Here is a 23,717-nt window from a genome sequence, read left to right as displayed (position 1 = left end):
CGAAATCGGGGAATCGGTCCCCGATTTCGCTACTCCCCAAGGGCGAACACCCGTTGTCCGCTGTCGCGTCTTTGTGACAACCCGTGCCGACCGGCTATTCACAGCGCGCCGAGCCACTCGCACAGACGCTTGGTGGCCGTATAGGTCCGGTGGCAGTAGGTGGCGATGAATTCCTCGTCGAGGGGCTTGTCGAGCCCGGTCGTTTCACCGGCGGCGAGGGCGCGCGCGCCGTCGAAATCGACATAGGAGATTCGAGCCGTCAATTCGTTCGCCGGGCGTCCGAATTCCACGCCGGGCAGAAACGCCACGCCCGTCTCGGCCAGAATCCGCGCGCACATCATCGCCGACGTGGTGATGCCGCGTGCGCTCAATCGCTCGGCGTGCGAGCTGAAATCCGGAAAGAGGTAGAATCCCCCCTCCGGCGATACGACGCGGACGCCGGAATCGCGAAGACGCCCCGCGATCCAGTTTCCGAGCGCCGACAGAATCCGCCGCGCGTGCACGAGATACATCTCGATGTCGGTTCCGCCGTCGAATGCGCGGATCGCCGCGTGCTGCGTCGGCGCGCTGACCGCCGTGTAGGTTTCGGAGGCGAGCGACACCATCGTCTCCATCAAGCGCTTCAACGTCGGCGGGAAGCTGAACGTACCGAGCCGCCATCCCCCCGCGCCGCACCACTTGGACAGACCCGAGCTGATGATCGTTCCCTCGGGATAGAACTGCGCGATGGAGACGTGGCGCCCCTCGTGGTGCAGCTTGCCGTAGATCTCGTCGGAGAGCACGATCACGCGGTGCCGCCGTGCGACCTCGGCGATGCGCTTGAGGGTCGTCGGCCTGTACGTCGTCCCGTCGGGATTGCCGGGATAGTTGAGGATCACGATGCGCGGTCGGCCAGGATCGAGCTGGCATAGCTCCTCCAGCACCTCCGGACGCAGCCGCCACTTCCCCTCGAAATTCGTCGGCAGAAAATGCACCGGGCGACCCAGAATCTGCGCCTGCGGCGCGTACGACACCCAGCACGGCGTCGGAACCACGAGGTCTCCGTAGTACGCGAGTTGAAGCAGGAACAGCAGAAGCTTGGAGCCGGGACCGATCAGGACGTCATCGGGATGCACGGCGACGTTGTCGTTCTTCTGATGAAAACGCGCGACGGCCTCGCGCAGCGCCGGGAGCCCCTGGCTCGGCAGATAGTCCTTGTGGTGGGCGTTCGCGCGCAGCGCCTCAACCACCGACGCCGGGACGGGAAACGGTGACTGTCCCAGCCCCAGCTTGTAGACGACGCGACCGCCGCGGATCAACTCGTTGGAAATGTCGTTGATGGCGACCGTCGCCGAGGGGGCGAGGTCGCGGACGCTCAGATTCAGGGAAACCAGCCCGCCGTTCCTTCTCATGAGAAGCCCGTTTCGATCGCCGTTAGAAATAATACCAGATACTCGAGTAGTCCTCCGGCGATTCGCCGATCGCCTCGAGCCGCCGGAGATAGGCCAGGATCGGCACGTCCGGGCCAACCCACGCTTCGCGACGCACAATGTTTTTCTCCCACGGGTGGAATTCGTACACCCGCGATCCGTCGGGCCGGATCGTCAGCACATCGCGGTGCTGGACGGCCCGGAGATAGTTCTTTCCCAGCCTCGGCAGGTTGTAGACCGCTTCGTCCGTGCGTTCGAGGCCTGGCAGCAGCCTCGCTTCTTCCTTGAGTTCCTGCATGAGGCGCGCGATGGGGACCCGAAAGTCGTCGGTCTCCTCCTTGCCCTTCATGTTGAAGACGTAATACGGGTCGATGCCGATCCTGCGCAGCACACGCCGAAGGGCTGCCGATTCGAACCGCCTCGAGTTGAAGAACGTGAACACCAATTGGTTGTACACCGCGATGCCCCGCCGGCGCAGGCGATCGACGGCGGCGACCATGTCGTCGTTCACCTCGTAGGGGTGTTCGACGTGCGTGACGAGGGCGATCTCGCGAACGCCCGGCTTGCGCAGCGCGCCGATCCGCCGCGCGAATGCCTCGGTGACGCGCATCGGCACGGTCACGATCATCCGCGTTCCGATGCGAATGCGTTCGATCGACGGTATGGCCGCGAGACGCTCCAGCAACCCGAAGAGCCGCTCATCTCCGAGCGCCAGCGGATCGCCGCCCGTGACCAGCACCTCGCGAATCGCCGGGTGCTTGCCGATCCAGCGAATCGCCGCTTCCATTTTCGCGGCGGGAGCCGTCGCGCCGGGCGCCATGGCGTCCTCGATCTCCCAGTTTCGTTGGCAATACACGCAGATCTGCGGGCACGTGTTCACGGGTTTGAGGATGGCCACCGAGGGGTATCGCCGCGTGACGAAATCGACGGGGGATGTTTCATGTTCCATCATGAAATCCATCGCCCGCGACCGCTCGCCCCGATGCGCCAGCATCTCGTCCACGTACCGGCGCGAGGGAAACACCTGCGCCCGCAGCGCCGCGTCGTACCCCGCATCGTCCATGAGCGAGAGATAGAAGGGCGTGACGCCGAAGGGCAGTCGACCGCGTCGCGCGGAGTCGATGTCTCGAAGGGCCGCTTCGGGCACATCGATCAGCGACTTCAGCCGGGGCGCGTCGCGAACGATGTTTCGCGCGTGCCAGCGCCAGTCCCGCCAGTCCTTCGCCGTTCCGCCCAGTGCATTCAGAATCTCTTTCCGCCGCCTTCGGCGTCGCTGTCGGACTTCGTCGTCCAGCCCGTGCGGATAGCGATCCATGCACTCCTGGGTCCGGGTCCAGATGACGTCGAGCTGATGGGACCGGACCGTCGCCGCCTCGCGTCCCTGCAGCGTTTCGTCAAGATCGAACTCGTCCGCTTCCCCCACCGGCGCGCGGCCTTCGAGGCCCTGCACCAGGTGAATCATCTCGGCGTAGAACCCTGTCGTGAGGTCGGGCCGGTCCACACCATTGGCGAGGTCGAGCAGGGCCTGCGTCACGCTGAAGCCCGTCTTCTGATCCGAGCGGTAACTCAAAATACCGCGCCAACACCGCGCGCAGTCGCGAATGCGGACGCCCTGATCGGATTGAATCAACCGGGGGTCGTGGGACGCGTAGAGTTCGGCGATCGTCACGTACCGAAGCAACTGCTCCCGTGCCAGTTCCAGCGTCGGGCAGCGGTGGATGCGCGACAGCATCCGGTCGACTTCGCGTCGAAAGACCGCTTCGTTGTAACGCGACGCCCACACATCATCGTTGATGGACGCGTGCGCGCGCGGGCCGCCGCGAAATTGGACCTCGCCGTTGACAGCCATGGCGTCCTCCCTTCCGCGTCGCGGTTTGGTCGAAAGCTCCCATGAGCGCGCTTCGCTTCAACCGTTCGACGCCGGTTTGTCCATCCCCCCAGGATAGTCGTGGAGTTCACTATAACAGGCCGTGCGGAGCAGGACACCCTTTCGTCATCGGCATCCGCTTCGCGGATTCCGTCATGATCGGCTCCTCCCGCATGAAACGGCGCTCCTTGACACCCCGCACCCGGGTTACGGAAACTGTTTCCCATGGCGGACGACGCGAAGACAAAAGGCGGATCAAACGGACAGGCGGGCGGTGCGCTGCCGCCACGTCCGCGAACCGACATCTACGACCCCACGGTGCTGCGTCAGGTGGAGGCCGAGCTTCGCGCCGAGGAGTCCGGCGAGCCGAACCCCGGTGGCGCGATTCCCATCCCGGAGCTTCCCGCACCCCCGCAGCACAATCCCACGCTGTGGCTGCTGCGTCAGATCAAGCGTCTCGTTGTGATCCTCCTCGCCGTGTGGCTCGTACACGCGATCTGGACGCGGCTGTTTCCTCCGTTCGATCCCGGCGAGCTGCCGGCGGACTCGAACACCTCGGTCGCGCTGCCGAGCAGTGACCCCGAGACGCAGGACGTCGAGCGCGACATGCGTCGCGCGCTCGAGGATGGTCGCAAGTCGCTCGCGTCAGGCGATCTGGATGCGGGAATCGAAACGCTCGAAAAACTCGCGACCGACGAACCCGAAACGTCCGCTGGGCGCAAAGCCATGCTCACGCTCGCGGCGACCTATCGCTTCCAAAAAAACGACGCGCAAAAGGCCATGACGTGGTATCGCGCGGCAGTTGACGCCAAGCCCTACAACGCCGAGAGCGCCCAGACGTTTTTGCGTTACGGCGCGTATCTCGAGGAGCTCGCCCGCTACCCCGAGGCGAAGGAGATCTATCAACGCCTCGTCGAGGAAATGCCCCAGCGTGTGCGCGAGGTCGAGATTGCGAAGCAGGCCATCGCGCGCGTCGATGCGGCGAAAGCGCCGAAGAACTGAGGGCCGCGCCCGCCTCGCGGATCTTTCGACGTATCGGGAAATCGGATAAGGTTCACCCTTCCGCCATCTATGCGGCGCGCTTGCGCCGGGAGTGTTTCATGATTCGAGTGCGTCTGGTCGCGTTTTTGTTCGCCGCATTGCTGCTCATCCGCGTCACCGGCGCGTGGGCGATTGGTGACGATCCTTCGCTGCGCAAACCCGTCATGGACGCGCTCGTCGCCGAACTCGAACGCACGCGCACGCTGAAGATGGAAGGGTTCGATCCGGCGTACTTCACCTCGTTCCTCTACACCACCTCGACGGGATGGGTGCTCAACGCGCGTTCCGGCGCGCTCTTTGACGATTACGAGCTGCGCAATCGGTCGATCTATGTCGAGTCGCGCGTGGGCGACTATCACTTCGATTCGTCGGGCAACGGCGGGTTCCAGATGGACGTCGCCGCGAATACCGAAAACCGAACCTTCGGAGGGCCGATCGAGCCCGACGCCGACGCGCTGCGTTCGCAGCTCTGGCTCGCGGCGGATCAGGCCTACAAGAACGCGCTCACGCAGTACCTCGGCAAGAAGGGCAAGACGGTCTATTCGAAAACCGAAAAAGAGAAGGAAGGCTTCGACGATTTTTCTCGCGAGGAGCCGCAGGTCTTCGAAAGCGAAAGCCTCGAGATCCCCTTCGACCGCGCCGAGTGGGCCGATTTTGCCCGTGAACTCACGAAGCGCATGAACGCGGTGCCCGAGGTCGTCGAGGGGCAGGTGCGCGTCGCGCTCGAGGTGGAGACCCGATATTACGTCAACACCGAGGGCGCGCGGATCGTCGAAACCGACGGGCTGCTTTCTTTTTACGCCCGCGCGACCGGTTACGCCGATGATGGCATGCAATTGCAGAATCACTTCCAGCGTTATGCCTCGTCGAAGGCGGGCCTTCCCGCGAAGGACGAGCTGCGCAAGGCCGCGGACCGGATGGTCGAGGACCTCGTCGCGCTGTGTAAAGCCGAGGTCATCGATCCGATTTCCGCGCCGGCGATCCTCGACGCGCAGACGACCGGCGTGTTTTTTCACGAGGCCGTCGGCCACCGCCTCGAAGGCGAGCGCATGCGCGACACGCAGGAGGGCCAGACCTTTAAGGGCAAGGTCGGCGCGGCGATCCTTCCGTCATTCATCGACGTGCACGACGATCCGACGATGGACCGATTCGCGGGCGATGACCTGAATGGATTCTACCGCTTCGACACCGAGGGCGTACCCGCGCGGCGCGTGACGCTGATCGAAAGCGGCGTGCTGCGAAACTTTCTGCTCTCCCGCGCGCCGATTCCGGGTTTCGGGACCAGCAACGGCCACGGACGCGGAGACGGCAAGCTCGACCCGATGGGGCGCATGGCGAACCTGATCGTCACGTCGCGCAAAACGGTTTCGCCCGAGGCGCTCAAGAAGGCTCTGATGCGAGAGACGAAACGCCAAGGCAAACCCTACGGCCTGATCCTCAAGAATTCGCGCGGCGGCGAGACGATGACGGGCCGCGTGAACTTCCAGGCGTTCATGAACGTGCCGACGCTGATCTACAAGGTCGACCCCGACACGGGCGCCGAGACGCTGGTGCGCGGGGCGTCGCTGGTGGGAACGCCGCTGGTGTCAATCTCGAAGATCCTGATGACCGACGACCAACCCGGCGTCTTTAACGGATTCTGCGGCGCGGAGTCGGGCTTCATTCCCGTTGCGGCGGCCGCGCCCGCGGCGCTCGTCGGCGAGATCGAACTCCAGCGCACGTCGTCGCCGCCGAAGCGCCCCCCGATCCTCCCCGCGCCGTACGGGAAGTGATGACATGAAACGGGGTGTTTTCGATGAAATGCAGCGTGAAGTTCTTGCTCAGCCATCTCGATGAACTCCTCGACCAAGTCGCTGCGACCGGCGAGCCGATCGAAATTCGTCGTAAAGGCAGGCGACTGAAGATCATGGTCGCGGATCAGTCAGGCGGTCCCGAAAGCCCATCAAAAAAGGTGATCGAATGGACGCGCCGCGACGGCGTAGTCAAGGGGGACCCAGAGGAATTGGCGCATATCGACTGGTCCCAAAGCTGGAAACCGGACGTTTGATCGAATGAAGTAGAATCCAGCCATGCCCGCACCGAACGCCGCCAATGACCACCGACTCGCGCTCTCGGCGCTCGACGCAAAGGGCGTGGGGCCGGTCACGGCGCGGCGGCTGATCGCGGCGTTCGGTTCCGCCGAGCACGTCTTTGGCCAGCCCGTCGATCTGCTCGTCGAGGCGGGTGCACCCGCCGGCGCGGCCCGGGCGATCGTGGGTTTCGACGAGTGGGACCGCGTCGCGGCGGCGAAGTCCACGCTCGCGGCCATCGGCGCGCGGGTGATTTCGATCGACGACGACGACTACCCCACTCCCCTGCGCGCGCTCGATGACGCCCCGCTCCTGCTTTATGTGCTCGGCGAATGGCAGGGCGAGGATCATCTGGCCGTCGCCATGGTCGGCACGCGAAACCCCACGGACTACGGCTTGCGCACGGCCCGATCCCTCGCCCGCGAGTTCGCGGGGGCGTCGCTCGCCGTGGTGTCGGGTCTCGCGCTCGGCATCGACACCGCCTGCCACGAAGGCGCGCTCGCCGCGCCGGATGGACGCACGCTGGCCGTGCTGGGATCGGGCATCGACAACATCACGCCGCGCTCCAACGCCGGGCTCGCGCGGATGATCGCCGACGGGCGCGGCGCGGTGATGACGGAGTTTTTTCCGGGCATGCAGTCCTTTCCGCAGAACTTTCCCCGACGCAACCGGTTGATCTCGGGCCTCTCCATGGGCGTGGTGGTGATCGAAGCCGGTGAGAAATCGGGCACCTTACACACGGTCGATTACGCGAACCGACAGGGAAAACCCGTTTTCGCCCTGCCCGGCCCCATCGACTCGCCCGCGTCGCGGGGCACCAACGCGCTCATCCGCGACGGTGCGCCGCCCGTCACCGAAGCGATGGACGTGATCGCGCAGATCCTGCCCGAATTCGCGCGCCGCGAGCGCGTTCCGACCCCTCCCCGGATCGATGCGGAACATCATAAGCGCTCATTCGGCTTGACAGGGGAACCCGCTTGTGTGTTAGAAGCCCTCTCTTTGGAGCCCCGGCACATCGACGATCTCGCCGGAGCGACGGGCCTTCCCGCGCAGCGTCTGCTGACCATCCTGCTGGAATTGGAACTGCGCGGTGCGATCCGGGCGCGGCCCGGAGGCCATTACGTCCTGAACCTCTAGGTTCGTGGACGACCCATCGTCGGGAGCCCGAGGGTTCCGCAAAAACGGAGAGCGCATGAGCCAGACCCTGCTCATCGTCGAGTCGCCGGCCAAGGCGAAGACGCTGAAGAAGTATCTGGGCACGGGTTACGACGTGAAGGCGAGCGTGGGCCACGTCCGCGACCTGCCCACGTCGGACCTCGGCGTCGACGTCGCGAAAGACTTCGCGGTCAAGTACGTCACCATCCCCGGCAAGGAAAAGGTGCTCAAAGAACTCAAGGACGCCGCGAAAAAGGCGGACGTCATCCTGCTCGCCCCCGACCCCGACCGCGAGGGAGAGGCCATCGCCTGGCACGTCGCGCAGGCCATCGGAGCGAAGGGCAAGACGGTCCAGCGCGTCATGTTCAACGAGATTACCAAGCGCGCGGTACTGGAAGCCCTCAAGCACCCGATGAAGCTCGACGAAAACAGGTTCAACAGCCAGCAGGCCCGGCGCATTCTCGACCGCCTCGTCGGATACAACCTGTCGCCCTTCCTCTGGAAAAAGGTGAAATACGGCCTGTCGGCCGGGCGCGTGCAGAGCGTCGCCGTGCGCGTGGTGCTCGAACGCGAAGAGAAGATCCGAGCCTTCACGCCCCGCGAATACTGGGTCATCGACGCCGACGTGCAAAAAGGCGAAACCGCGCCGTTCGCGGTCAAGCTGGTGCGTATCGGCGACAAGAAGGCCGAGATCGACAACGCGAAGGACGCCGAGGCCGTGCGCGCCGCGCTCGTGGCGGGCAAATTCCGCGTTCTGGACATCCAGACCAAGACCACGCAGCGCAAGCCCAGCCCGCCCTTCATCACGAGCACATTGCAGCAGGCGGCGAGCGGGCAGCTTCGCATGTCGCCCAAGCAGACGATGGCCGTGGCGCAGCAGCTCTACGAGGGCGTGGACGTCACCGGCGAAGGGCCCGAGGGACTCATCACCTACATGCGTACCGACGCCGTGCGCATCGCCCCCGAGGCGCAGGCCGCCGCCGCGGAGTACATCCGCGAGACGTGGGGCGAGCGGTATCTGCCGGAAAAACCCAACTTCTATAAAAGTGGAAAAGGTGCGCAGGAAGCGCACGAGGCGATTCGCCCCACGCGCATCGACCTGCCGCCCGAGAAGCTCGAAGGGCATCTCAAGCCTGAGCAGTTCCGGCTCTACCGCCTGATCTGGCGGCGGTTCATCGCGAGCCAGATGGTGCCCGCGGAACTGTCGCAAAAGACCGTCGAGGTCGAAAACGGAACCTACGTCCTGGCCGTCACCACGACCGAGGAGACCTTCGCGGGTTACATGCGCGCCTGGCGTGACGGCGGCGACATCGAAGCCGACCGGCGCACTGAAGAGGAAGACGACCAGTTCCACCGCCGCGCGACCGACGGAGCGGCCCCCCGCGTCGTGCTGCCGACGCTCGCGATTGGTGACGAACTCGCCGGCCGCGAAGTGCGCACCGAGCAGCGCTTCACGCAGCCCCCGCCGCGTTTCTCCGAGGCCGCGCTGATCCGCGAGCTCGAGGAGCTGGGCATCGGTCGCCCGTCCACCTACGCGTCGATCATGACGACGATCCAGGACAAGGGGTACGTCGAAAAAATCAGCGGCGCGCTGCACCCGACGCCGCTCGGCGAGGTGGTGACGCGGCTGCTCATCGACGCGTTCCCCGTCGTGCTCGACGTGGGCTTCACCGCGTCGATGGAAGAGCACCTTGACGAGGTCGAGGAAGGGCGCATGGCGTACACCGCCCTGCTCCACGAGTTCTACAATCCCTTCGAAAAGACCCTGCACAACGCGCAGGAGCACCTCAAGGACTTCAAGCTCAAGGGCCAGGCGACGGACATCGCGTGCGAGAAGTGCGGCCACCCGATGGGCATCAAGTTCGGGCGCGGCGGCGCGTATCTCGCGTGCTCCAACTATCCGACTTGCAAGAGCTCCAAGAACTTCAAGAAAGACGAAAACGGCAAGATCGTCGTTGTGGAAGACGAGACCACCGAGGTCGCCTGCGAAAAATGCGGCAGCCCGATGATCAAGCGCGAAGGGCGCTGGGGCCCGTATCTCGCGTGCTCGGGCTACCCCGACTGCAAGAACATCGTCAGCCTCAAGGCGCCCAAGGCCAAGCCGCGCTACGAGGTCCACGACGCGCACGCCCCCGCGTGCGGTGAGTGCCAGTCGAAGATGGTGCTGCGCGTCTCGCGATACGGTTCGCATTTCTGGTCGTGCTCGAAATACCCCAAGTGCAAGGGCACCGCGCCCTACGACACCGGGTTCTCGTGCATGACGCCGGACTGCAAGGGCACGCTCGTCGAACGCCTGCCCCGCAAGCGCGGCGCGAAAAAGACGCCGTTCTGGGCGTGCAACACGTGCGACTTCCTGACCGGCGACCGCCCGGTGCCCACGCCGTGTCCGAAATGCGCGCACGCCTGGGTGGCCGAGCGCATCCCCACGGGCGCGCCCGAGGGCTCGCCGCACGAGACGCGCTGCCCGAAGTGCGGGCACGTGCTCGTTTCCGCCGATCCCGGGGCCGCGCAGATCGCCTCATGACGCCCGGCCACGACCTGCTCGTGGTCGGCGCGGGTCTAGCGGGCTGCGAGGCCGCGCATCTCGCGGCGCGCACCGGGTTGCGGGTGCGTCTCGTGGATATCAAACCCGAGGCGAAGACCCCCGCGCACAAGCTCCATGGCCCCGCCGAACTCGTCTGCTCCAATTCGCTCGGCTCCAATCGCCCCGAGACCGCGCCGGGCCAGCTCAAAGCCGAGATGCGCCGCTTGGGCTCGGTGATCCTGCCCGCGGCCGACGCCGCGCGTGTGCCCGCCGGCGGCAGCCTCGCCGTTCACCGTGAGACGATGAGCCGCGAGACCGAGCGCCTTCTCGCCGATGAGGGCGTGCGCGTCGAGTGCGCCGAGATCCGCGAGTTGCCGGACGAACCCGCGATCGTCGCGACGGGTCCGCTTACGACGGACGGCCTCGCCGCCGCGATCCGCGAGGCGACGGGGAGCGACGGGCTCTTTTTCTTCGACGCCACCTCGCCCATCGTCGCCGCGGACACCATCGACCGCGAGGTCGTTTTCGCCGCGGGGCGCTGGGACAAGGGCGATCCCGACTATCTCAATTGCCCGATGACGCGCGAGGAGTACGAAGCGTTTTTCGCCGCCCTCGTCGCCGCCGAAAAGGTGGCGCCGCACGACTTCGAGGATGACCGCGTCTTCGAGGCGTGCATGCCGATCGAGTCGATCGCGTCGCGCGGGCCGATGACGCTCGCCTTCGGCCCCATGCGCCCCGTCGGCCTCGTCGATCCGCGCACCGGGCGGCGGCCCTTCGCCGTGGTGCAACTGCGTCGCGAGGATGCGCATGGCGAGGCGTACAACCTCGTCGGATTTCAGACGCGCATGAAGTGGGGCGATCAGCAGCGCGTGCTGCGTATGATCCCCGGCCTCGCGAACGCCGAGTTCCTGCGCCTCGGGGTCATGCATCGCAATACATATGTGGACGGCCCGCGCGTACTGACGCCGACGCTCGCTCTCGAAGCGCGGCCGAATGTACGGCTCGCGGGTCAGATCACCGGTGTCGAGGGTTATACCGAGAGCGCGGCGTGCGGCATGCTCGCGGCGCTGTTCGCGGTGGCCGAGGCGCGGGGGATCGAGATCCCGCCGCCGCCGCCCACCACGCTGATGGGCGCTCTGCACGGCCACGTCACTGCGTCCCCCGCGCGTCCCTATCTACCGATGAACGCAAACCTCGGCATATTGCCCGGCATCGAAGAGACGTTGCGAAAGATGGGCAAGGCCGAGCGCCGCGCGGCGAAGGTCGAACGCGCCGCGCGGGACTTCGAGGAGTGGGCGAAGGGTCTGTCGGTACTGCGCTGACGACGCCGTAGAAATATTTCTTTCATTCCGCGTTCGACCTGTGTTAACATCATCCATATTTGACTTTCCCCCAACGCGGATCGGGGTATGTCATGACGCATCGCGACTTGGTTCATCGTGTTGAGATCGTGCTGTTGCTGCTGTGCGCGCTCGCGGGCATGAATCCCGTGGGGTGCGGCGATGACGACGACTCGTCGTCGAGCGCGACGGCCGATGATGACGCGGCCACGGCGGATGACGATACCTCCGACGACGATCTCGCGGACGACGACGCATCCGACGATGACGCGACCGATGACGACGCCGATGACGATACGGGCGACGACGATTCGGCGGATGACGACACGGGCGGGTGCGTCGATTATGACGGCGACGGATACGGCGAGAACTGCCCGGCGGGCGACGACTGTTGGGACTACGATCCCGATAAGTGGGAGATCGTCACGGTTTACCGCGACGCGGACTACGATACGTATCCCGGCACGCAGACCTTCATGTGCGCGGGCATGCCGCTGCCGAACGGCTGGTCGATGACGCCGACCGACTGCGACGACGCGGACCCGGCGGTGAATCCCGGCATGTTCGATTTTCCCGACGACGGCATCGACAACGACTGCGCGAACGGCGACGTGGCGACGAATTCGCTGAACGTGATTTATGTGGACGGCGCGGGCGGCGACGACGCGAACCCCGGCACGGCGCTTCTGCCGATGAAGACGATCAACGCGGGCATCGCGGCGGCGACGCTCGGCAGCGCGGACGGTGTGGTCGTGGCGACGGGGACCTATCACGAAGACGTGGTGACGACCGTGTCGATTTTCGGCGGATACGAGGCCGGAACATGGACGCGCGACCTGTCCGACACCGCACCCGCCACGCGCGTGGAGCCCGTCGCGGCGGATACGACGATCCTCGTGGATGGCGCGGTCGGTCCGATGGCGGTGAATGGGTTTACGATAGAAGCACCTGCGACTTTCAACGAGGTCAATGGAATCAGTGTGAATGCATCCGAAGTGGTGTGGGTGGCCGCTAACATCATCGAACCAGCGATTGTCGAGCGATTTTTAGGACTTTCATCATCGAATTCACTCGTCCATGTCACGGGGAATCATATTACAATGGGCGGAACGGAAAACTTCATTGGGATTGATGTCGGAAGTTTCGATGCTCCAAATCCCGGCTTGATGATTGCGCAAAATTCCGTGTCGGGCACACTGAACACAACATCCTCTTCGCGCGGAATACGAGTGTCGGCCCTCTCGATGATCGTCGATAATGATATATATATGAATGTTTACTCTTCAAGCGCCCATGCTGTTGATTCCTATTTTTACTCATATCTGACACCCGTAGGCCGCTCTATCGTGGCAAACAACAACATCTCCATGACGGGAGACGCAACATATAGCTTTGGCGGCATAAGATCGCCAAATTTTTTTATTTATGATATTGGGCCGTTAGTCATTCACAACAAAATATATATCGACACAGGCAACTCTGGAGGAATCGGCATCCAGGCTGGCGCAACTTTTGGGAATGAGATCCGTGTTCGCTGCATGGAATTGGCATCGGGATTCGCACTTGGACAATGTGGTGGGATATATTCGTTTGAGCTTGGACTCCATCGACAAAACACCATATCGGTCGAATCAGACTCCACCATGTTATCTCTTGTTTCTGGAATTGAGGTTTCTGATTATGCAATTGGCATCGTCTACGCCTCGATTATTGATAACACAATTTATGTAAGAGGCGCAAGCACCTCTGCTACGGGGATTGAACTATTTTCGGATTCGATTTTTCAGCCGAAATACGATGGTCACCTCAACGCCGAAATCATAAACAACAACATCGTTGTTTCTTCGTTGGGCAGCGCCTTGTGGACATTTTCTGACTACGAAAACATTGTACAGGAAAATAACAATATGTATTCTGGCGAGTTAAAGAATTGGATGGATGAAGAGCGCGAGATCCCGGAAGGTCAACCGAGTCAAAACTTCCGATCGGGAACCGATATTTCAGTCGACCCCCTCTTCGTCGATGCCGAAAACGGCGACTTGCGCCTGCGTCCGGACAGTCCGCTGATCGACGAGGGGGTCTACACCCCCATCCCGATGTCGTTTTTCCCGCTGGTCGCGCCGATCTGGAACGAGGAGTGGAATCGGTTCCCGGTCGACTTCGACGGCACGCGGCGGCCCAAGGGTGCGGCCATGGACATCGGTGCGGACGAATACGAACCCTGACGCGCGAACCGCCGGGTCACGCCCCGTAAAACGACTGGATCGTCTCCACGACGTGCTGCTGGTGCGTCGCCGGGATCTCCGGATAGACCGGCAGGGCCAGCGTCTCGCGCGCGGCGCGTTCGCTCTCGGGAAAATCCCCCTCGCGATAACCGAGATACTCGAAACACGGCTGCCGGTGCAGCGGAATCGGGTAGTACACCATGCCCCCGATGCCCGACGCACGCAGGTGCGCCATCAGCTCGTCGCGGCGCTCGGCGCGGATGACATATTGATTGAACACGTGGCCCGGCGCGGCGGCGTCGGGCAGCGCCGTCACGCCGCGCCCGACGAGCCCGGCCTCGTGGAAAAGCGCGTCGTAGCGCGCCGCGTTGGCCGCGCGCTCGGCGCTCCAGCGGTCGAGATGCGGCAACTTCGCGCTCACCGTCGCACAATGGATGGCGTCGAGCCGGAAATTGCCGCCCACCGCCGTGTGGCGATAGAGCTCGGCCTGACCGTGGTTGCGCAGGCGGCGGATCGCCTCGCCGAGTTCGCGGTCGCGCGTCACCACCATGCCGCCGTCGCCGAGCACGCCGAGATTTTTACCCGGGTAGAAGCTGAAGCATCCCGCAACCCCCATCGAACCCGCGCGCCGGCCCCGGTCGCGCGCGCCCAGCGACTGCGCCGCGTCCTCGACGATCGGCACGCTCCGGCACGCGGCTTCGAGCGCGTCCATGTCCACGCACATCCCGAACAGGTGCACGGGCATCACGGCGCGGGTGCGCTCGGTGATCGCCGCGGCGACGCGCGAAACGTCGATGTTATACGTGACGGGGTCGATGTCCACGAAGACGGGCCGCGCGCCGACGCGGTGGATAACCCCCGCCGTGGCGAAAAACGTGTACGGCGTCGTGACGACCTCGTCGCCCGCGCCTACGCCCATCGCCATCAGAACGGCCAGCAGCGCGTCGGTGCCCGACGACACCGCGATTGCCGCGCCCTCCGGCATGCCGCAATAGCCGAGCACGTCGGCCTCGGCGTGCTCGACGTACGGTCCGCCGATAAAGCCCTGCGTGGAGAGGATGTCGTCGATCGCCGCGCGGATCGGCGCTTCGACCTGCGCGAACTGCGCGGCGAGATCGAGAAACTTGACGGCGGTCACGGGTTCGGCCACGGCGATTCCTCCCAGGCGGACGGCGCGGACGCTACCAAAACCGCGACGGCGCGGCAATGCGCCGCGCGCGGGCGCGTTCATGAACAACCAAGCCGAATTGCGCGCTGATACACGCGTTGACACGCTCTCCCGGTCGCGTCATATTCGTCACCATATCTAGGTGCGTGCATCGCGGGATCGTCCAGATGTGGTGTGCGCTCCGGTCGTGGAGGAATGCGATGCGAAGGGGGATCCCGTTCGGTTTTTGGGCAATCTTGGGGCTCATTCTGACCTCCCTCGTCGTGTCCGCATGCGCCGGCGGCAGCGGCGGCGACGATGACGATGAGAAGGAGCCGACCTACGGCGAGGAGATCGAGGGCGTCTATCCCGCCGTGATGTCCATCGTGAAGGACGACTGCACGCCCGAGAACGAGGGCGAGAGCGAGGACTGGATCGTCGAGATCGAGCAGAGCGATGACCTGGGCACCGCGTGGGTGCGTTACACGACCCCCGGCAGCGGTCTCGAGGCGGTGGAGCTGTTCAAGGCGGACGTGTACGGCACGGTGGTCGTGAAGGCCGCGATCGAGAGTTTCGCGGCGGGAACCAACTGCACCAAGTTCAACGTGCAGAACTACCGCGTGAAGATCGATTCCGAAACGCTCACCATCTCGGGCGCGCTTTCGGACGACATCTTCTATCAGGGCGCGGGCTGCGACTCGTCGTCGCGCGACTGCACCTTCGAACGCACCATCGAGCCCGGCAGCGTCGGCGACTGACGAACGCGCGGACGCGGACCCGAGCCGCCTCGACAGAACGCGGTCACTTCCTACAATAGGCGCATGGCGCAGTATCGCGACTTTCAGGCTTCGCAGCTTTTCTGTCCGCACTGCCGGACGGCGACCGAGGTGCGCGAGGTGTTGCTCCTCGTGCTGCCGGGCAAGAATCTCTACGACTATCGTTGCCGGAAGTGCGGCAGGCCCATCGGTTCGCGCGAAGAGGCCGACGCCAACGCGTTCGCGATGCGTCCGCAGCCGGCCGCCGCGCCGCCAACTCGACGCGCGCTGCCGATGCGCGCGCCGGCGTCAAAGACGAAGCCGAAGCCGTAGCGGTGCGCCGTCCGCGCGGGCGATTCGGATTGTGTTTTTTCGGGATGTCGTTTTGCGATCGGGGCGAATCATGAAGATGTTCTGGCGGAGTCGGGCGCGGACGGCATGCCTCGTCGCTCTCGTCGCCGCGCTGGCGTGCGGTTGCGCGCGCATGTGGGTCGGCGCCGGGTTCCCGCGCGAGGGCGAGGAGATCGTCGAGGTCGCCGGCGTCTCGGGCGAGGTGCGTATCGACTACGACGAGTGGTACGTGCCGCACGTGCGCGCGCTGTCCGAACGCGACGCGATGATCGGCCTCGGCTATGCGATGGCCTCGGCGCGGCTGTTTCAGCTCGATCTTTACCGGCGTATCGCGCGCGGCGATCTCGCGGGGCTGACCGGTCCCGAGATCACGCTGCGTGACGAGTCGGGCGAAACGACGCTCGACGCGGTGGAGATCGATCTGTGGCTGCGCCTGCTCGACTTCGCCGACACGGGCCGCCGACACCTGGAGGCGTCGAGCCCCGAAACGAAGGCGCGGCTCTCCGCCTTCGCCGACGGCATCAATGCCTTCGCCCGCGAACGCGAGGGCGAGTTGTCCGCGCCGTACTCCGTGCCCGCGTTTCTCGGCGGCAAACATTTCCGGATGTGGAACGCCGAGGACAGCGCGGCGATCGCGGCGATGCTCTCGTTCGGCCTTTCGCAGAATCTGCAGGAAGAGGCGTTTGCGGTGGCGGCACTGCGTGACGGCATGTCGATCGAGCAGATCCTCGACTACATTTCGCCCGACGTCGCGATCGCGCCGGACGCGTACGAATACGTTCGCGCGTTTCGCGGGCGGCTCGGCGGCGTGCGTTTCCTGAAAGGGCTGGAGCACTTTCAGCGTTTCATCGCGGGCTCGCGGCACCTGACCGCGGAGCTGTCGGCGAGCAACAACTGGGTCGTCGGCCCGTCGAAATCCGCGAGCGGCAAGCCGATGCTCGCGAATGATCCGCACGTCTCGACCTCGATGCCGCCCTTCTGGTTCGCCGCGCACGTGCAGTCGCCGGAGTGGTCCGTGGCGGGGGCGTTCGCGCCGGGCGTGCCGGTAGCGCTCGCCGGCCACAACGGTCGCGTGGCGTGGGGCGTCACCGCCGTGCACGCCGACACGATCGACCTCGCCCTCGAGCAGGTGGACGGCGCGCGCAAGACCTTCGTGCAGGACGGCAAGACGTACGGCATGACGCGGCGGGCGCTGCGCGCGCGGGTGAAGGACGAGATCGTGACGCGCGACGCGTGGGCGACCGCGTTCGGCCCGGTCATCAGCGAGCTCGCGCCCGACTCGACATGGGCGGTGTCGATGCGTTGGGTCGGATGGGAAGGCACGCGCGTGCTCGACGCGGGATTCGGCCTCTTCGACGCGAAATCGGCAAAGGACGTTTCCGCGCTCGCGGGCGACTTCGGCTCGCTTGCCCTCAACCTTGTGTACGCGGATGTCGATGGGCACATCGGCTGGTCGGTCACGGGCGATATCCCCGAGCGCACCGGTTACACCGGCGTGCTGCCCAAGGACGGACGCACCTCGGCGCAGGAGTGGACGGGCCTGATGGCGCACGACGCGCGCCCCGGCGCGTACGATCCCAAATCGGGGATCATCGTCACGGCGAACAACCGGCCCGACCACGCGGCGGCGGACAAGATCACATCGTCGTATCCCGCGCCGTACCGCCACGACCGCATCGTCGAAAAGCTCAAAGCCAAGGACAAACTCACCCTCGCCGACATGCGCGAGACGCAGTCCGATCTGCACAGCAATCAGGCCGACAAGCTGCTGCCGATCGTGCTGGGCGTCGCGCCGCGTTCGCCCGACGCGCAGGATGCCCTGGCCACGTTGCGCTCGTGGAAAAAGGCCGTGCGTGCCGATTCGCCGGGGGCGCTCTACTGGGAGGTCTTTCTCGACAGCTTCCAGCGGCGGCTCGCCGCGCAGATCCCCGCGGGCGCGCGCGGGGCGTACCTTTGGCGCGATCCCTTCGGCCCGATTCTGGCCGACGCGCTCCCGCGCGAAAAAACCGTGTGGTGGGGCAGCGCGCTCGAACGCGACGTATTGGTCGAGGACGCCCTCGCCGACGCGGCGGCGCGCCTGCGCAAGATGTTCGGCGCGCGGCTCGACACGGCGACGTGGGGCGACCTGCACAAGCTGTATTTCGAGCATCCGCTCGCCGAGGCGAAGGCGATCGGCAAGTTCTATCGGCTGCCGCCGCTGCCCTTCGGCGGCGACGCGGCGACGGTGTCGAGCGGCACCTACCGGCTCGGGCATTCGTTCGACGCGACGAACTACTCGTCGCTGCGTTTCGCGATCGACATGGCCGCTCCCGGCGAGGCGCGCTTCGCGATCCCCGGCGGGCAGTCCGAGATCGGCCGGCATCCGTCCTACGCGAACCTGCTGCTCGGCTGGTACGAAGGCGGCGACTACCCGCTGCTCCATCGCGACGAAGATCTGTCCCGCGCGGCCAAAGCGGCGACGGTGATTTTGAAGCGCCCGGCGAAATAAGTCGGCCCTCACCCCCGGCCCCTCTCCCGCCGGGCGGGAGAGGGGTGGTGAGCGAAGGGAGCCGGGGTGAGGGTCTCGCCCTTTTCAAACGCGCCGCGTTCGGGTAAACGCGCCCTTTCACGATGGCGCGAGCCAAATTTGGAGGTGCGACATGAAAGCGTTCTGGATGCTCCTGCTCACCGCGTCGCTGATGTTGGCGGCGGGTAGCGTGGTCGCCTGCGGCGACGACGATGACGACGATGATGACGATGCGGCCGATGACGACGCCGACGACGACACGGATGACGACGCGGATGACGACGCGGCCGATGACGACGATGCCGCGTGCACGCCCGAATCGATGTGCGAAATCACCGTCGAGTGCGACGGGTTCGCGAGCGTGGACGAGTGCATGGGCTTCTCGGAAAGCTACTGGGAGTCGTGCGCCGAAGGCTACACCGACTGCCTGTGTGCGTGCGGCGACGCCTACAACGCGGGCGGCTCGTGCGAAGAGTTCAGCCCCTGCGGCACCGAGTGCTTCACGAACTTCTGCGTCTAACGCACACATCCTTTTTCGGAACGATACGAAGCGGTCGGTTTGAGCCGGCCGCTTTGCTTCCCGATCGCGGTCGATCGGCCTGCTCGGCATCGTGTCCCCGGCAAATTCGGGACTTGCCCCTTCTAGCATCTCGCAGCACTCCCGGTCGGTTTGAATTTCGGTTGATCTCGTTCTATAAACGGCAAACGCGAAAAGACCGCCCGTTGCGTGAGACGGCTTGAGGAAGGGTCCGGCATGACGGAGCTGAATTTCAAGGGCAAGGAGTTTGTCTATAATCACCATCTGGCGGTTCCTTTCCGTCCGCTCGTTCCCCAAGAAGACAAAGGCATCGGCCCCGTCGCCCTCGACGGCAACTTGGTCATTCACGGCGACAATCTCCACGCCCTGAAGGCGCTCTTGCCGCTCTATGCGGGAAAAGTGGACTGCATCTTTATCGACCCTCCCTACAACACCGGCAATGAGGGCTGGTGCTATAACGACAACGTCAATGCCCCGATGATCCGCGAATGGTTGGCAGCCAACCCCGTCGGCATCGAAGATGGCCTTCGCCATGATAAGTGGTGTACGATGATGTGGCCTAGGCTGCGACTTCTTCATGAACTGCTGAGCGACGAAGGTACTATTTGGATCACATTGGATGACAACGAGATACATCGCGCTCGCGAAATACTTGACGAGGTATTTGGAGAGAATCTTTTTATTTGCAAAATTGTCACCCAATCAAACAAGCGCGGACAGACCTACAAAGAAATTGCAAAAACACATGAGTACATAATTGTTTATGGAAAGACGCAATTTTCGGCACTACATGAGATTGACACCGATGGCAATAACCTTCCTATGAAAGACAGTTTTGGGATCTTCTCTGCTCGCGAATTGAGAAATCGAAATCCTAAGTATGGTCGTCACAACAGGTCAAATCTTTTTTATCCATTCTACGTGAAGGATGGCTTTTCCGACGACAATGGACACCATATAGTCTCCATCGATCGCCTAGATGGGGCGGAAGAGGTTCTGCCTATGAACAGCTCAGGCGGTGAAAGTTGCTGGCGGTGGGGAAAAGAAAGGAGCAGAAATAAAACACAAAGTAATTCAACTGAATTCCTATTTGCATCTAAAACACGATCCGGAGAATGGAGAATTTTTGAAAAATACAGAAAAGAGTCGATTAAAGCCAAAACCATTTGGGCCGAAAACAAACATATAACAGAACAAGGGACTGTTGAGCTTGGAAGGCTGGGGCTGGCTGGTTTGTTTCCTTTTCCCAAACCTTTGGGTCTTCTTGAGGATGTTTTGAGCATCGCAACCTCGGATGACGCACTGATATTGGATTCATTCGCCGGTTCTGGAACAACCGCCCACGCCGTCCTCGAAGCCAATAAACATGACGGCGGTAACCGCCGTTTTATCTTAGTCGAGATGGAAGATTACGCCGACAACTTAACGGCAGAACGTGTTCGCCGCGTCATCGATGGCTACGAGTTCAATGGCATACAGCGGACAGAGCTGCTGCGAAAGCGCCTGAATTGGAGCACGCTTCGCAACGCCGGTACGCTGGTCCACACGGTCGAAGGCATCGAGAACCTCCACAGCCACGAATACGACCATATCAAGAAAGAGGTGAAAGACGGCGAGCTGATTGTCACTGGCGAAAAGACAGTTGCGGAACACGCGGAAGGACTAGGCGGCTCCTTCACCTACTGCACGCTCGGCGATCCCGTCGAACTGGACAAGGTGTTGAGCGGGGAAGCCCTGCCGCCCTATGCCGGTCTCGGCGCGGCATTATTCCACATGGCCACCAACCATGCGCTCGATCCCGCTGCGATTCGGGAAGACGACTTCTACCTCGGCTCGACAGAAGGCCAGCATGTCTGGCTGATCTACAAGCCCGATCTCGAATGGCTGAAATCGCCGGAGGCGGCGCTGACGCTTACGCGCGCCAAAGCTTTCGCCGCGTTCGACGGTGAGAAACGCCACTTGGTTTTCGCCCCGGCGCGGTTCGTGAGCCAGAAGATGCTGGCGGAACAGAATATCCCTGTTGAATTCGTCCCGCTGCCCTTCGCGCTCTACCGGATTGAACGGAGCTGACGCGGTGTTTCGCCGGCTCGACTATCAAGACCGCGTGATCTCGACGCTCGAAGCCTACCTTGATCTTCTGAAAGAAAAAAAGGCACGCGCGGACAAGGTTGCCGCGCTTGCGGCGGAAGACCCGGACCTCGGCCTTGCCATCCCGGATTTCGCCAAGGAAGCTTGGGACGGGCTGAAGGCGGCGGGGCGACTCCCCAACTCTCGTGCGGAAATTCCTTTTTCGCCGCGCATGGACGGATGCAACAGGCCCGTGCCCAATGCGTTGCTCAAGGTGCCGACCGGCGGCGGCAAGACATGGCTTGCCGTTTCGGCCGTCTCTCGGATGTTGGGCCGCTATCTCAACCGGAACACCGGCTTCGTCCTGTGGATCGTGCCGAACGAGGCCATCTATACGCAGACGCTCAAGCACCTGAAGGATCGCCAGCACCCCTACCGACAGGCGCTCGACCGTGCAGCGGCGGGTCGCGTGAAGATCATGGAAAAGGCGGACCGGCTCGATGCGCGGGACGTGGAGACACACCTCTGCATCATGCTGCTGATGCTGCAATCCGCGAATCGCGTGACGCAGGAAACCCTCAAGATGTTTCAGGACCGCGGCGACGTTCACGGCTTCTTTCCGCCTGAAGGCGAGCAACAAGCGCACAGGGCCGCGATAGAACGCACACCGAATCTCGACGCCTACAGAGACATATTTCCGATGGTGAAGGATTCGCTTGGGAATGCCCTGCGGAGCATCCGACCCGTTGTGGTTCTGGATGAAGGGCACCGGGCAATTTCCGATCTCGCATTCGGTACGCTTTACGGCTTCAATCCCTGCTTTGTGCTGGAACTAACGGCCACGCCGCAAGACGTGCAGCCGCGCGGTGGACGCAGTCCGCGTGAAGGCCGCTACGCCAACGTGCTCGTTGAGGTGACGGGGCGCGAACTGGACCGGGAAGGCATGATCAAAATGCCGCTCAACCTCAATCCCCGGCAGGGCACTGACTGGAAGGCAACGCTGAATGAGGCGCTGAGCAAGCTTAACGCTCTCGATGCCGATGCCCGGAAATTGCGCGCCGACACGAACCGCTACATCCGGCCAATCATGTTGATCCAAGTCGAGCGAACGGGCGAGAGTCAACGCGGGAGCGACCACATCCATGCCGAACACGTCAAGGACTGGCTCCTGACGGCCGGTTTCGATCAGGCGGAAATCGCGATTAAAACCGCAGAGCAAAACGACCTGAACGATCCCGAGAACCAAGACCTTTTGTCGTCGACGAATCGCGTCCGTGCGATCATCACGAAGCAGGCTCTTCAGGAAGGTTGGGACTGTCCTTTCGCCTATGTGCTGTGCAGCCTTGCGGCCAGCGCCAACCTGAAAGCCATGACGCAACTCGTCGGCCGCATTCTTCGGCAACCCGGCGCGCTCAAGACGGGCGTGGACACGCTTGATGAATGCCACGTCATCACGCACCATGCCGATACTGCGTCTGTTGTCGGTGCGGTCAAAGAAGGTCTTGAACAGGACGGTCTCGGCGATCTGGTTCTACGCGTGACGCAGGGCGATATGAGCGGGATAGGCAAGACGGCCCGTTCGATCAAGCGACGCCCCGCTCTTGCCGCCACTAAAATCTACCTGCCCAAGGTCATGGTGGTGGAGAACGGCGAGGCGCGCGAGTTGGACTACGAGACGGATGTGCTCAGTGCTGTCGATTGGCGGGGTTTTGATCCCCGGGAAATCGCGGAGCGTGTTCCGGAGAACGCACAGGCGGCGGAGAGTCAGCTACAGAGGATCAGGCTCGCGGATGACGGCGACGAGCTGTTCATCGGCGAAACGGTGGCAGCGAACGCGGAGACCCTCGCCTTCGATCCGTCCCATGCTGTCCGGATGATATCCGACATTGTTCTGAATCCTTTCGTCGGGCGCGAGATTGTCGGGGCGATGGTCGCGACACTCGGGGCGCGAGGTTTCGATGATGTCAAGATCGGCCGGCTCGCCAGCCTGATTGTCGAAGAGTTGCGCAAAGGGCTCGATGCCGCGCGCAACGCGCGCGCCGAAGAGCTGTTCAAGGCCGAAGTCGCCGCCGGGCGGATTCAGTTCCGCCTCCGGCTCGACGGTCGCAACTGGAGGATGCCTTTCAGCATCGAGACAACAGAACCGGAGAACGCACGCCAACTCTTGAACCGGGCGGGCGGTCCACTCGAAAAGAGCCTCTTCTCACCGATCTACGAAAACGAGATGAATCCCGACGAGCGGGATGTGGCCGTGTACCTCGATGGCGAACAAACGCTGGCTTGGTGGCACCGCAATGTCGCACGGACCCAGTACGGCATTCAGGGGTGGAAAAAAGCCAAAATCTATCCGGACTTTATCTTTGCGGTGCAGCGGGAAGGCGGGACCAGGCGGATCACGGTGCTGGAGACCAAAGGTGATCAGCTCGACAATCTTGACACGGCCTACAAACGCGAGACGTTGTCGTTCCTTTCGAACCATTTTCAGTGGGACGACGTTACGCCGGTCGGCGAATTGGAGCTGGTCAACAACGGCGAGATCGTTGAAGGCATTTTGATCCTCATGAGCGATTGGAAAATGGACCTGCCCGACCATCTATGAGCGCCCGGAGTCGGCGAATTTGCGCCGCGAAGATCGATGAGCCACCTTCGCCAAAACTTTGGTGCCTCGAGATCACGAGCCGTCCCGGCTTCGCCGCAGACCTCTCGACGGCAAACCGATTCTG

General features: G+C 63.4%; 16 protein-coding genes. 13 read left to right on the top strand and 3 right to left on the bottom strand.

The annotated features are described in order from the left end of the window. Positions 1 to 98: 98 nt before the first annotated feature. The gene (locus IT350_17235) at positions 99 to 1,391 is read right to left on the bottom strand and encodes an aminotransferase class I/II-fold pyridoxal phosphate-dependent enzyme (GenBank protein ID MCC6159800.1); all 1,293 of its coding nucleotides are present in this window, start codon (positions 1,389 to 1,391) and stop codon (positions 99 to 101) included. 22 nt (positions 1,392 to 1,413) lie between these two features. Continuing rightward, positions 1,414 to 3,258, bottom strand: coding sequence for a KamA family radical SAM protein (locus IT350_17230; GenBank protein ID MCC6159799.1), 1,845 nt, complete (start codon positions 3,256 to 3,258; stop codon positions 1,414 to 1,416). Positions 3,259 to 3,501: 243 nt separating this feature from the next. On the opposite strand from IT350_17230, the gene IT350_17225 reads away from it, so the two are divergent. The 7 genes from IT350_17225 to IT350_17195 all read left to right on the top strand — a co-directional run bounded on the left by IT350_17225 (position 3,502) and on the right by IT350_17195 (position 13,630). Beyond that, entirely contained in the window at positions 3,502 to 4,278 is a 777-nt protein-coding gene (locus IT350_17225; GenBank protein ID MCC6159798.1) for a hypothetical protein, read from the top strand. A 98-nt stretch (positions 4,279 to 4,376) separates the two neighbouring features. Then, positions 4,377 to 6,089: a TldD/PmbA family protein gene (locus tag IT350_17220; GenBank protein ID MCC6159797.1), complete on the top strand. Its 1,713-nt coding sequence runs from the start codon at positions 4,377 to 4,379 to the stop codon at positions 6,087 to 6,089. Between the two features lie 23 nt (positions 6,090 to 6,112). After that, a complete protein-coding gene (locus IT350_17215; GenBank protein MCC6159796.1) occupies positions 6,113 to 6,364 on the top strand; it encodes a type II toxin-antitoxin system Phd/YefM family antitoxin in 252 nt (83 codons plus the stop codon). A gap of 22 nt (positions 6,365 to 6,386) precedes the next feature. Further along, a complete protein-coding gene (gene dprA, locus IT350_17210; protein MCC6159795.1) occupies positions 6,387 to 7,523 on the top strand; it encodes a DNA-protecting protein DprA in 1,137 nt (378 codons plus the stop codon). 55 nt (positions 7,524 to 7,578) lie between these two features. Further along, positions 7,579 to 10,065, top strand: a complete 2,487-nt coding sequence (gene topA / locus IT350_17205; GenBank protein MCC6159794.1) for a type I DNA topoisomerase — start codon at positions 7,579 to 7,581, stop codon at positions 10,063 to 10,065. Then, positions 10,062 to 11,387: a methylenetetrahydrofolate--tRNA-(uracil(54)-C(5))-methyltransferase (FADH(2)-oxidizing) TrmFO gene (gene trmFO / locus IT350_17200; GenBank protein ID MCC6159793.1), complete on the top strand. Its 1,326-nt coding sequence runs from the start codon at positions 10,062 to 10,064 to the stop codon at positions 11,385 to 11,387. The genes topA and trmFO overlap by 4 nt, the downstream gene beginning before the upstream one ends. A 92-nt stretch (positions 11,388 to 11,479) precedes the next feature. After that, positions 11,480 to 13,630 (top strand): hypothetical protein, encoded by a 2,151-nt coding sequence (locus IT350_17195; GenBank protein ID MCC6159792.1) that lies wholly within the window; start codon positions 11,480 to 11,482, stop codon positions 13,628 to 13,630. Between the two features lie 16 nt (positions 13,631 to 13,646). Here the strand turns inward: IT350_17195 and IT350_17190 are convergent, their stop codons facing one another. Continuing rightward, a complete protein-coding gene (locus IT350_17190; protein MCC6159791.1) occupies positions 13,647 to 14,861 on the bottom strand; it encodes a DegT/DnrJ/EryC1/StrS family aminotransferase in 1,215 nt (404 codons plus the stop codon). Positions 14,862 to 14,998: 137 nt separating this feature from the next. Between IT350_17190 and IT350_17185 the strand changes: the two genes are divergently transcribed. From IT350_17185 to IT350_17160, 6 genes are all read left to right on the top strand, one after another. Beyond that, positions 14,999 to 15,535: a hypothetical protein gene (locus IT350_17185; GenBank protein MCC6159790.1), complete on the top strand. Its 537-nt coding sequence runs from the start codon at positions 14,999 to 15,001 to the stop codon at positions 15,533 to 15,535. Positions 15,536 to 15,598: 63 nt separating this feature from the next. Further along, entirely contained in the window at positions 15,599 to 15,865 is a 267-nt protein-coding gene (locus IT350_17180) for a hypothetical protein (GenBank protein ID MCC6159789.1), read from the top strand. 70 nt (positions 15,866 to 15,935) lie between these two features. Then, positions 15,936 to 18,371, top strand: a complete 2,436-nt coding sequence (locus IT350_17175) for a penicillin acylase family protein (protein MCC6159788.1) — start codon at positions 15,936 to 15,938, stop codon at positions 18,369 to 18,371. A gap of 151 nt (positions 18,372 to 18,522) precedes the next feature. After that, positions 18,523 to 18,909 carry a hypothetical protein gene (locus tag IT350_17170; GenBank protein ID MCC6159787.1) on the top strand — a complete coding sequence of 129 codons (387 nt, stop codon included), beginning with the start codon at positions 18,523 to 18,525 and terminating at the stop codon, positions 18,907 to 18,909. Between the two features lie 234 nt (positions 18,910 to 19,143). Then, positions 19,144 to 20,997, top strand: coding sequence for a site-specific DNA-methyltransferase (locus tag IT350_17165; protein MCC6159786.1), 1,854 nt, complete (start codon positions 19,144 to 19,146; stop codon positions 20,995 to 20,997). Between the two features lie 4 nt (positions 20,998 to 21,001). Next, positions 21,002 to 23,593: a DEAD/DEAH box helicase family protein gene (locus tag IT350_17160; GenBank protein ID MCC6159785.1), complete on the top strand. Its 2,592-nt coding sequence runs from the start codon at positions 21,002 to 21,004 to the stop codon at positions 23,591 to 23,593. Positions 23,594 to 23,717 lie beyond the last annotated feature (124 nt).

The organism is Deltaproteobacteria bacterium, from assembly GCA_020845895.1.
GTDB lineage: Bacteria > Lernaellota > Lernaellaia > JACKCT01 > JACKCT01 > JADLEX01.
The sequence above is the reverse complement of the archived record's forward strand: the minus strand, read 5'-3'. Positions and strand labels throughout refer to the sequence as shown.

Bases quoted from the DNA above. Each gene is read 5' to 3' on its own strand.
- IT350_17230 (MCC6159799.1), bottom strand. From the start codon at position 3,258: ATGGCTGTCAACGGCGAGGTCCAATTTCGCGGCGGCCCGCGCGCGCAC.
- IT350_17220 (MCC6159797.1), top strand. From the start codon at position 4,377: ATGATTCGAGTGCGTCTGGTCGCGTTTTTGTTCGCCGCATTGCTGCTC.
- topA (MCC6159794.1), top strand. From the start codon at position 7,579: ATGAGCCAGACCCTGCTCATCGTCGAGTCGCCGGCCAAGGCGAAGACG.
- trmFO (MCC6159793.1), top strand. From the start codon at position 10,062: ATGACGCCCGGCCACGACCTGCTCGTGGTCGGCGCGGGTCTAGCGGGC.
- IT350_17165 (MCC6159786.1), top strand. From the start codon at position 19,144: ATGACGGAGCTGAATTTCAAGGGCAAGGAGTTTGTCTATAATCACCAT.
- IT350_17170 (MCC6159787.1), top strand. From the start codon at position 18,523: ATGAAAGCGTTCTGGATGCTCCTGCTCACCGCGTCGCTGATGTTGGCG.
- IT350_17235 (MCC6159800.1), bottom strand. From the start codon at position 1,391: ATGAGAAGGAACGGCGGGCTGGTTTCCCTGAATCTGAGCGTCCGCGAC.
- IT350_17190 (MCC6159791.1), bottom strand. From the start codon at position 14,861: ATGAACGCGCCCGCGCGCGGCGCATTGCCGCGCCGTCGCGGTTTTGGT.
- IT350_17175 (MCC6159788.1), top strand. From the start codon at position 15,936: ATGAAGATGTTCTGGCGGAGTCGGGCGCGGACGGCATGCCTCGTCGCT.
- IT350_17195 (MCC6159792.1), top strand. From the start codon at position 11,480: ATGACGCATCGCGACTTGGTTCATCGTGTTGAGATCGTGCTGTTGCTG.
- IT350_17180 (MCC6159789.1), top strand. From the start codon at position 15,599: ATGGCGCAGTATCGCGACTTTCAGGCTTCGCAGCTTTTCTGTCCGCAC.
- IT350_17215 (MCC6159796.1), top strand. From the start codon at position 6,113: ATGAAATGCAGCGTGAAGTTCTTGCTCAGCCATCTCGATGAACTCCTC.
- IT350_17185 (MCC6159790.1), top strand. From the start codon at position 14,999: ATGCGAAGGGGGATCCCGTTCGGTTTTTGGGCAATCTTGGGGCTCATT.
- dprA (MCC6159795.1), top strand. From the start codon at position 6,387: ATGCCCGCACCGAACGCCGCCAATGACCACCGACTCGCGCTCTCGGCG.
- IT350_17225 (MCC6159798.1), top strand. From the start codon at position 3,502: ATGGCGGACGACGCGAAGACAAAAGGCGGATCAAACGGACAGGCGGGC.